Source organism: Oleispirillum naphthae, from assembly GCA_027864655.1.
Classification (GTDB): Bacteria; Pseudomonadota; Alphaproteobacteria; order Rhodospirillales; family Rhodospirillaceae; genus Oleispirillum; species Oleispirillum naphthae.
Genome location: JAQAZG010000027.1, coordinates 1 through 680, shown reverse-complemented (window position 1 = coordinate 680; position 680 = coordinate 1). Strand labels below are relative to the sequence as shown.

The following is a 680-nucleotide window of genomic DNA, read 5'->3' as shown; positions in this document are numbered from 1 at the left end:
GTGGCGTTGAGGGCGAGAAGGTTGGTCTGGTTGGCGATGTCGGTGATCAGGCCGATCACCTCGCCGATGCGGGAGGCCGCCTGCGCGAGGTCGGAGACCAGGCCGTTGGTGCGCTCCGTCTGCTGCACCGCCGAGGCGGCGATGCCGGAGGCGGCGGTGACCTGGCGGCCGATCTCCTGGATCGAGGAGGAAAGCTCCTCCGCCGCCGAGGCCACGGTCTCGACGTTGTTGGTCGCCTGCTCGGTGGCGGCGGCCACCGAGGTCGCCTGGGCGCTGGTCTCCTGCGCGATGGCGGAGAGCGCGGCGGCGGTGTTGTGCATCTGCGTCGCGGCGGTGGAGACCGATTCCGCGATGCCCTTGACGCTTGCCTCCATGGCGTCGGCGAGGTCGTTCATCGCCCGCCGCTTCTCGGCTTCCGCCTGCGCCTTCTGGGCCTCCTGCTCGGCGGTCATGCGTTCGAGGCGCAGGGCGTTCTCCTTGAACACCTGCACCGCCTGGGCGATGCCGCCGACCTCGTCGGTCTGGCCGCGGTAGGGAACCTCGACCGCGTTGTCGCCGCGGGCGAGGTGGTCCATCACCCCGGTCACCGCGACGATCGGCCGCGCCACCAGGCGCACCGTCAGCGCGTTGAGGGCGATCACCACCACCAGCACCAGGGCGGCCACCCCGGCGAGCAGCGA

At 71.5% G+C, this 680-nt stretch carries 1 protein-coding gene; it reads right to left on the bottom strand.

Going from position 1 to position 680, the window contains the following annotated elements:
• On the bottom strand, nucleotides 1-680 hold a 680-nt coding region (locus O7R11_RS14935; RefSeq protein WP_337998332.1), incomplete at both ends, for a HAMP domain-containing protein.